This window comes from Novosphingobium sp. 9U, from assembly GCF_902506425.1.
Classification (GTDB): Bacteria; Pseudomonadota; Alphaproteobacteria; order Sphingomonadales; family Sphingomonadaceae; genus Novosphingobium.
Window position 1 is genome coordinate 1 of the sequence record NZ_LR732478.1, and the last position, 8,942, is coordinate 8,942.

Below are 8,942 nucleotides of genomic sequence, written 5' to 3' on the forward strand. Positions count from 1 at the left end.
GGCAGGGACAACCCGAGGTGCTGTCGGAGCTTCGAGCTCGATAGACTGAATGGGACCCGGCCAGCGGACAACATCAGGGCCAGCGGCCATCATACGCCGCGCCAACAGGCCGGACAGATGACCGCACCCCGACAGATCCGACCATCATCTCAATTTACCCCCTTGCAGCGCAGGGGCCATCCACACATGACAGCACCCGTCGATGTTGACGCAGACGCTGATCGGATTGGCATAGCCCTTCCGCCGCCCGACGTAGCAGTAAGCGCAAGCCATGGCGCACCCGTTGGAAGACGAGGGGGCGATGAAGTCTGCCGAGCGGCCGTTCGGGCGCATGGCTAACCCCCTTCTTCACGCCCAACACCAGGATCTCGCATTTGACCCGAAGCCAGTTATCCGCGAGCGCCGGGTCGGATAGTTCAGGTATTTTTCCAGTGGCTCGGCACTTCCACGCGTTTGGCGTCCGGGAAACGCGTGAGTACCTGGCGGCCTCGTTCGTACGAGGTGACGACGGGCTCCATGTAGATGAGCTTCGGGTCTATCAGTGTTCGGGGTGGAGCAATTGCTCAGGCGGTCAGCTCAGGCCGGGCGAGAGCCGCTTCGCAGAAGCTCACCGGGAAGGCCGCGGCAGGTGGGGCACCAGCCTCGAGTTGCGCTCGTACAGCGATCGAAGCCGTTGAGCTAATCCGATGAAGGGTTTGGCTCAACCCGTCGCGCGTGCAGCCACGTGGGCCGGATCGTTCGCAAGAACCTGGCATTCGATAATAACCGCTTGGTCTTTGCGCCGTTCCCCCTTCAAGTCGCAGCAAGCGAATGCATCGGACATGCGGCACACCAACACAGACCGGCCTCGGAAAGAAGCGAGCGGGTGGTCAACACTGGCGGCGCCATAGGGATCGCGTTTGCTCGCGCGAGGCTTCGCTGACCCTGGCCGAGTGCGGCGACGCCGAATCGGACGTCGCCCAGGCCCGTGGCACTCGGCGGGGCCAGGAAAGCCGCAAGGACAAGGGATGCACGAGCGATCAAACCCGCTATGCGGGCGAATGGCCGAGCAATCCGCCGGATCAGCCTACAGGACATAATGGCAAACTACCGATCTCCAGCCCTGAGCGCCTATGCCGCCCTGGCACTCACGATGCTGTTCTGGGCAGGTAACTCGATCGTGGGACGGGCTGTTCGCGGCGACATTCCGCCGTTCACGCTCGCATTCGGGCGATGGACGTTGGCGCTTCTGGTTTTGACCCCGTTCGCAATGCGGAGCGTCGCTGCCGATTGGCCTCTCGTGCGTCGTGGCTGGCGGCCGATACTGTTTCTAGGATTGGTCGGCGTCGCGGCATTTAACGGCTTTTTGTACTCGGGTCTGCGCTACACGTCGGCTTCGAATGGATTGCTGCTGCAGGCACTGATCCCCGGCATGGTACTGCTCATCGGAGTGTCTGTGTTCCGGGACAAGGCCCGCCCGGGCCAGGTTCTAGGCGTGCTGCTATCCACGTTTGGCGTCACCGTGATCGTCTTTCGTGGTGACATCGGCACCGTCCTTCGCCTCGGCTTGGGACCGGGAGACGGCTTGGTCCTGTGCGGTTGCGTTGCTTGGGCGATCTACACGGCCTGCCTGCGCTTACGGCCGGACATCCGACCCGTGACATTCCTGTTTGCCACGTTTTGTGTCGGGGCCGCTGCCATGGCGCCGTTCTCGGTGCGCGAACTCGCCACGGTGCGGATCGTGTGGACGCCGAAGGTGGTGGCTGCGTTTGGCTACGTGGCGATCTTCCCCTCACTGTGCGCCTATCTGCTGTACAATGGAGCGGTGGCACGGCTTGGGTCCGGCCCGGCAGGCCAGATGATCAGCCTCATGCCGCTGTTCGGCTCACTACTGGCAGCGCAACTGCTTGAAGAGCAACTGCACCCTTATCACGCCCTCGGCATGGCGATGATCCTTGGTGGTATCGTGTTGAGCTGGGTGTCGGGAATTAGAAGTTCACGAGATCGCGACATTGATGGAGAGCAACCAGAGCGTAGCGGCTCTGGTCGATAATGAATGGCAGCATATGGAAAGCGCTCAGGCACCGCCGGATGATCGAATGCGGGTGTCTCGTACGACCTACAGGCGAGCCGCACAATCCCGCGCGACCTCCTGACACTACCCCGAGTGCGGCCCAGTTCGCCGCCACAGCTTGTCCGGCTAAGAACGCGCTCGACTGCATCGCTACTCATGCGCCCCTGTCAACTCGGGCCGAAATGATCAAGTTGAGCCGAGAAAGCGATGGTCGCACATGACTGAAGAGAAAGCGGCAGTGACCGCGGACGAGAAGAGCGTGATCCGTTCGCTTGTTCGCTCGATCCGAGTCATCAGAGCACCGCCATCGAGCTCGGCGCGGATGGCACCTCGCGCTCCGTCCTGTCGAACGCGTCGGGCCTTGTCACCAAGGGTGTGTAGGAGTCGCCGTTCAGCCCAGAGGTCGCTACGCAGCGCCGAAACTCACTCGTCCGTCATAGCAGTAGCTTAAAGCGATCCAGCGCACGTGGTGCCGCGTGTCACGAAGGCTTCTTGCGGATTGCATCGGCCTGGCTGTCGAGTGACTCACCAGCTTGCTTAGCGGAGCGCCGGATGGTATCCGCTTGCTTCTCCAGGGCATCCGCACGCTCGTCAGCCGTGGTGCGCACCTCATCTGCCTGGTCCTCGGCCGCGTCTGCCTGCGCTTCACGCGCTTTGGCTTGATCCCGTTCGGCCCGATCCTGGATCTCGCCCACCCTTTCGCTCGGTCCGGAAGTCACGACTTTGTCCTCGATCCCGGCTGCGGCGTCGGCCTTTTCCCCGGCTTGCTCATGCGGGCCATCACATCCGATCAGCGAAATAGCGCACGCAAGTGCGGCCAGACGCAAGAGCCGGTTCATACTTGGGACTCCTCAGTGGTTTGGCTGGACATGCCGGGCCGGATAATGGTGCTCGATTGCGGCGGGATGCCCGATGATGTGGTGGCGCCTGCGCCGGAGATCCGGCGCACCAGATTGGCTGCGGCGTCACGCCCGCCAAGGCCGAAGGCCAGGGCAAATGCGACTGCGATGGCACCGAGGATGAGGCCGAACGCCAGATTGATGATGTCGTCGGCCAAGCCCATGAAGCGCAGGCCGATGGCCGTGCCCAGAATGATGATCGCGATCTGCACGATCTTCGCCGTCAGGTCTGCGCCCGAGCCGCCGCTGGCCTTAATCACGGTCGCGACGAGCTTGGCAATAGCAACAGCCGCGGCGATGATCACGGCGCCGAAAACGACCGATCCCAGCAACGTCAGGATCTCTGCCATCATGCGTGATCCATAGGCGAAGTTCAGCTGGCGGAACGCTTCCATCAGCCCGAAGATCATGATCGCGACGAAGACGGCGCTGCCTAGCAGCTTCGATGGCACCAGTGCTGTGCTCGCCGGGGCCAACGTCGGCTCTGCTGATGCCTGTTTGGCTGCTGGAAATACGCCCAAGGCGGAAATCGTGCGGTCAAAGCCGGTGCTGCTCAGGAACTGCGTGAGGAGCTGCGAGGCGAAGCGGCCGATGACGTAAGCCAGCGCCAGGATGATCGCAGCGGCCACGACATGCGGAATGCTGTCCAATATGATGCGCAGCATCGCAGTCGCCGGGTCGGAGATCGCACGAATGTTGAGCTGGTCTAACGCGGCGATCGCGACGGGAATGATGATGAGTGCAAAGACGATGCCGCCAATCATGCGGGGCAGCGTGGTCGGGTCCGATTTGGCCATGCCCGCATGTTCGGCTAGCTTTTCGGTGCGGGCGGCGGTCAGGACAGCCTCAATGGCCTTCCTTGCCACGCTCGCGACGATGTAGCCGACAAAGAAGATCAGCACGGCGCCGATAATATTCGGGATCGCCGCCCCGAAAGTGTTTAACATTCGGCCGATGGGACTAGTAGCAGCAGCAAGGCCGAGCGGTTGCGCCGCCAGGACGAGTGCAATCAAAATAACGATCCAGAACGCCGCATCGCCGACCTGCGCACCAACGCTCTTGGGGTGACGTCCGGCCGCCTCGGGGACACCGGCATGGCGATGGGCGTGCCGGGCGAGCGGGGTGCGGTTTACGAGCGCTGCAACGCCCCACTTAACGGCCTTCGCGACGAGGTAGCCGACGAGCAGGATGACGGCGGCCGCCAAGATACGCGGGCCCCATTCCTGCACATAGAGCATGGCGGTGTCGCCAAAGTTGCGCGTCCCGGCGAGCACGCCATCCGCTGTCACGTAGTTCCCGTTCATCGCCCCTGCTCCTGTGCACGCTCAAATAGATGCGCCCTGCGCGCGCTAACGCGCGCGCAGGGCTCTGCCGGTTAGATGCCGGTTTTGTTCTTCCCGAAAGTATCGGTCTTTTCAAAGGTCGAGCCGGTGCGGGTTTCCACATCGTCGGTGTCGCGATCGACTTCGACGTCGCTGCGGCGCACCGTGTCGGACACGTCCTCGACATGCTCCTCGGCGGTCTTGGAAACGACCACTTCCTCGACAACCCGCGCGGTCTTGCCGACGACTGCCTCTTCGCCGGTAGCAGTCATGTCGATCGAGCGCTCACGGAACGCATCGGTGTCAGCTGCCGACAGCGGCTGATCGACCGGGCGACGCTCGACATTGATGCGTTCGTTGCGGAGGCGAACCTGCTCGTGGACCGGCGTTTCCGTCACATACGAGCGGACGCGCACACCTCCGCGATTGACGTCGCGCTTGCCGACGACGAGCTGTTCTTCGACTACAGGGATGACTTCCTCACGCTCGGCGCCAACTGCGCGGTCGTTCAGGCCCGTGGTGCCCGAAGCGCCGCCCAGTGCACCCAGCGTGCTCGCGGTGCCGACACCGGCAGTGTTGGCGGAGTAATCCCACCCGGACGAGCGCCACTGGCTGGCGCGATCGTCAATGTCGATCGAGCCCGCTTCCTCAAGCACGCGGACGGCTTCATCCACGCAATCGTCGTCCACGTCGGCGGTCAGCAGCACGCCTCCGCGGCGCAGGCCTTCCTCGTACGTGTGGCGATCTTCGTCGGGCAGGAAGGCGTTCTTGATCGAGTCCCAAATGCCGCGGTCTTCGTGGGTCGAATAGCCCTGCTCGCGGTGACCGGCACTCGACTTATCGTGAACATGCACGTGATCGGCATCGACGTTTGCGGCTTGGAGCCGAGCCTTCGCCGCTTCGGCGTCTGATCGGCTATCGAACATCGCGGTGATGGTGCTGGACATGGGTATTCTCCTGCTTCTCTGGGGGGGATAGGAAGTGGATTAGCGAGCGGTCACGACCAGCTCGGTGCGGCGGTTCTCGAAGCGGCCGGCGGCGGTCGCATTCGTGTCGACCGCATCGTTCTCGCCGCCGGAAACGGTTTCGATGCGCCCCTCGTCAACGCCCTTGGCGACCAGCGCGGCCTTCACGCTGTCGGCGCGGGCCTTGCCGAGCGCAATGTTGGCCGGCTCAGTACCACGGGCGTCGGCATAGCCGGCGATGCGGATGCGGGCGTTCGGATACTGGACGAGGGTGCCTGCGATCTGGTCGATTTCAGCAGCGTCAGCAGGGCGGATATCGCTCTTGGCGCTGTCAAAGTTCAGCTTCTCGAAGGTGAATGTGCGCGGCGTCGGTTCAGTACCGGCAAGATAGGTGCCAAGGCCAGAGGTGCCGGCCAAAGCGGCCGAGCCTGACGCGTTCGGAGTTGTTGCCACCACATCTGTTGCGGCGCCGGCGGGGCTTTCTGTGGCGATATCCACCGGTGTGACAACGGCTTTGTCGTCCCGGTCGCAGCGGCTCAGAGCCAGCAAGAGCGCGAGCAGCCCCAGCGCGAGAAGCAGCCAAGGGAGCCAGTTGAAACCCTTCTTCTTCTCGATGTGGACGTGGCTCGGCGCGCCGTCACGCCGGTCATTGGGGTTAGCCATCAATCGCTCTCCTTTGGATCCAGATCATGCCGTTCGATGTCGACGTCGGTGCGGCGAAGCGTCGCTGGCAGTTCTACTTGCTCGGTTTGCACGGTGCGGCGCAGGTGCAGTTCCTCGACAAGGAACAGCCGCTTTTCCACCACGAGCCGCTCCTCGAGCACCGGAACGATCGTGACGTCACCTTCGATCCGGACCTCTGGTGCTCGCGACACCTCGATGTTTTTAAGAAAACGAGTTACCTCGACGTGCTCACGGCGAACCTCGTCTCGAACAACGACGTGCCGCTCGTGTTTAGAGGTGCGCACATCTACACGTTCGGTCGCGATCGAGTGCTTGAGTACGCGCGCTTCCTCTTCCACAATTGGTATGTGCAATTCGTCAGACATGGCTGGCCCTGCTATAAGACCACTAAACATCTCCAGCGGGGATGCCGTTCCCGTTCGGATATGCGCAGCCAACAGCCATGGTACAAAAAGACTACTCTGTCGGTGACCCGTGGCGGCGGTACGCCGACTGGTTAAGGAACATCGCCACGATCGCTGCGCTATGAGGTCATGGTAGATCCCTATCCGCATCGCCTCGCCGGCAACACTCTGCGGCATCTGGAACAGGTCATCGGCGGCTTGAGTGCTGGCGTGATCCTCGTCGACCTTGCCGGCACGATCCTGTGGGCCAATGACGCGGCTCTGGCGATGCACGGTGTGAAGGCCATCAGCGAGCTTGGCGCTACTGCGGACGAGTACGCCATGCGGTTCGCGCTAAGCCTGCGCAATGGCAAGAGGCTGGCAAGCAGAGAATACCCCGTAATGCGGGTGCTGGCCGGTGAAAGTGTTCCCGACATGATCGTGGAGGTGACGGCAAGCGGTGCTCCGGAACCCCGTTGGACGCATGAAGTGCGTGACGTTCTGATGACCGGCGATGACGATGAGCCGGAGTGCCTCGCCTTGGTGATCCAGGACGTTTCGGAGCAATATGAGGCCGAGGAGCGGTTCGAGACCATGTTCCAGGCCAACCCGGCGCCGGCTCTGATCATGCGACTGGCCGACCAGCGCTTCTCCCGCGCGAACCGAGGGTTCCTGGAGATGACAGGGCTCGGACGCACTGCAGTGGTTGGGCGTAGCTTGTATGAGTTCGACATCTTGAATGGCGCTGAACGGCTTCAGCTTGCCAAGGACCGGCTCGCCGAAGGGAAGACGATCCCGCAAATGGAGGCAGAGCTGCCGCTGGCCGGGCGTCATACTAAGCTGGTGATCGTCGCCGGGCAGCCGATTGAGATTGGCGATGACAAGTGCATGCTCTTCACGTTCGCGGATTTGGAGCCGCGCCGAAAAGCCGAGCGCTCGCTGCGCAACAGCGAGGCCCACTTCGCCGCCTTGTTCCGCATGGCGCCTGTCGCCATGGCGCTGACCTCCTGGAAGGACAACCGCACGATGGAGGCCAATGACGCGTTCTGGCGGCTCACCGGCTACTCGGCGACTAACTTCATCGGGCGGTCCGGTGGTGACCCAGAACTCTGGGCTAATGTCGCTGAACGGAACGCTGCTGAGAAGGAGATCGAGCACGCAGGTGGCGTCCGAAATCGCGACGTGCGCCTGCTTAACGCGCGCAACCAGCCAGTCGACTGCCTGCTCTCGGCCGAACGTGTCTCTCTGCACGGTGAGGACTGTATCTTGTGGCTGTTTCAGGACATCAGCGCGCGGCGTGCCAGCGAGCTCGAATTGGCAGACGCAATCGAGGCGGTGATGAAGGATGCGAGTTGGTTCAGCCGCTCGATCATGGATAAGCTGACGGCCCTGAGAGAGCCGCACGCCGCCGAACCGAAGCCAGAGGTGCTCGATCTCACCCCTCGCGAGCGCGAGGTGCTCGGCCTCATCTGCGAAGGCTTCGACGACAAGGTCATTGCGAAACGCCTCGCACTTTCCGGAAACACGGTGCGCAATCATGTCGCCGGCATCTACGGGAAGATTGGTGTCAACCGCCGCGCCGCCGCCATCGCCTGGGCTCGCGAAAGGAAGCTCACCTAGATAAGGCAAGCAGATCGGCCAGGCACGAGTTGGCCCCCAGATCGTTAGCTAACGGAGAATTGCAGAAAACCGTCTAACGCGAGGACAGATCCATGACCGAAGCTAAGACTGCTACGAAGGCCAAGAGCAAGAGCGGCTCGAAAACGGCGCGCAAGACGCAACGCGCGGCCGCAAAGCCCGCCGATGCGATCAAGCTGCTTAAGGACGATCACCGCGAAGTGCAGAAGTGGTTCAAGGACTACGACAAGCTGGAAGACGATACCGCAAAGCAGGAACTTGCCGACCGCATCTGCCTGGCTCTGACTATACACACGCAGATAGAGGAGGAGATCTATTATCCCGCCGCGCGAGAGGCGATCGACGACGACGATCTGCTTGATGAGGCCGAGGTCGAGCATGCCAGTGCCAAGCAGCTTATCGCCGAGATTCAGTCGATGAAGGCGGGCGATCGACTGTTTGACGCAAAGGTCACCGTGCTGGGCGAGTACGTGAACCACCACGTCGAGGAGGAGGAAGCCGAGATGTTCCCCGAGAGTCGGGACAGCGATCTCGATCTGAAAGCGCTCGGTGTCCAGCTGGCGGAGCGAAAGGCCGAGCTGATGGCAGAGGCGCAGAAGTAATCGCAGCTGGCGTACGGCGACGATCATTGCCTCCATGCGCCGGCCCAGCTCGCGCCTCGGTGCCCACGGCGTCTAATGAGTCAAATGTAAGTGGAAGAACATCCCATCCTACGCTCCTTCCTCCAGAGGTTCTGGTAAAGCGAACAGGCGCTTCCCGCTTGCCAGTATGTCCGTCAACCATGGGAATTCAGCGGCGCATGTTTGCGCCTGCGCTCCACGACTTGAGAATTATGTGGCAGCTTTGCCTTATCGGACTTGTCTTCGGCTAAGATGAACATGGTGTAATCGCGGGGCGCGCTGCCACACAGCACGATCGGTGCTGATGCAGGTGGTTGTTCCCCGGTATGATGAAGAACGGGCTCTCGATTGGTGACCGGGCCCAGCATCAGCGGAGAA

The 8,942-nt window shown here is 62.1% G+C and carries 9 protein-coding genes; 3 read left to right on the forward strand and 6 right to left on the reverse strand.

Annotated elements, in window-relative coordinates; all coding sequences use genetic code 11:
• Positions 1-1,078: 1,078 nt before the first annotated feature.
• Positions 1,079-2,032 carry a DMT family transporter gene (locus GV044_RS13645; protein WP_236554975.1) on the forward strand — a complete coding sequence of 318 codons (954 nt, stop codon included), beginning with the start codon at positions 1,079-1,081 and terminating at the stop codon, positions 2,030-2,032.
• A gap of 500 nt (positions 2,033-2,532) precedes the next feature.
• Here GV044_RS13645 and GV044_RS13650 read toward each other — a convergent pair whose 3' ends face one another.
• The 5 genes from GV044_RS13650 to GV044_RS13670 all read right to left on the reverse strand — a co-directional run bounded on the left by GV044_RS13650 (position 2,533) and on the right by GV044_RS13670 (position 6,288).
• Positions 2,533-2,892 carry a hypothetical protein gene (locus GV044_RS13650; RefSeq protein WP_159871715.1) on the reverse strand — a complete coding sequence of 120 codons (360 nt, stop codon included), beginning with the start codon at positions 2,890-2,892 and terminating at the stop codon, positions 2,533-2,535.
• Positions 2,889-4,256 (reverse strand): mechanosensitive ion channel, encoded by a 1,368-nt coding sequence (locus GV044_RS13655; protein ID WP_159871718.1) that lies wholly within the window; start codon positions 4,254-4,256, stop codon positions 2,889-2,891. Before GV044_RS13655 ends, GV044_RS13650 begins: the two co-directional genes overlap by 4 nt.
• A 71-nt stretch (positions 4,257-4,327) precedes the next feature.
• A complete protein-coding gene (locus GV044_RS13660) occupies positions 4,328-5,221 on the reverse strand; it encodes a YsnF/AvaK domain-containing protein (RefSeq protein WP_159871721.1) in 894 nt (297 codons plus the stop codon).
• A gap of 39 nt (positions 5,222-5,260) precedes the next feature.
• Positions 5,261-5,902 (reverse strand): OmpA family protein, encoded by a 642-nt coding sequence (locus GV044_RS13665; protein WP_159871724.1) that lies wholly within the window; start codon positions 5,900-5,902, stop codon positions 5,261-5,263.
• Positions 5,902-6,288: a YsnF/AvaK domain-containing protein gene (locus GV044_RS13670; protein WP_159871727.1), complete on the reverse strand. Its 387-nt coding sequence runs from the start codon at positions 6,286-6,288 to the stop codon at positions 5,902-5,904. Before GV044_RS13670 ends, GV044_RS13665 begins: the two co-directional genes overlap by 1 nt.
• Positions 6,289-6,456: 168 nt before the next feature.
• Between GV044_RS13670 and GV044_RS13675 the strand changes: the two genes are divergently transcribed.
• Together GV044_RS13675 and GV044_RS13680 are read left to right on the forward strand one after the other, a co-directional pair.
• Positions 6,457-7,926 carry a PAS domain-containing protein gene (locus tag GV044_RS13675; protein WP_159871730.1) on the forward strand — a complete coding sequence of 490 codons (1,470 nt, stop codon included), beginning with the start codon at positions 6,457-6,459 and terminating at the stop codon, positions 7,924-7,926.
• Between the two features lie 92 nt (positions 7,927-8,018).
• The gene (locus GV044_RS13680; protein ID WP_159871733.1) at positions 8,019-8,546 is read left to right on the forward strand and encodes a hemerythrin domain-containing protein; all 528 of its coding nucleotides are present in this window, start codon (positions 8,019-8,021) and stop codon (positions 8,544-8,546) included.
• Positions 8,547-8,719: 173 nt separating this feature from the next.
• Here GV044_RS13680 and GV044_RS22190 read toward each other — a convergent pair.
• Positions 8,720-8,942, reverse strand: a 223-nt coding sequence (locus tag GV044_RS22190) for a hypothetical protein (protein ID WP_236554976.1), incomplete at its 5' end; no start/stop codon positions are given.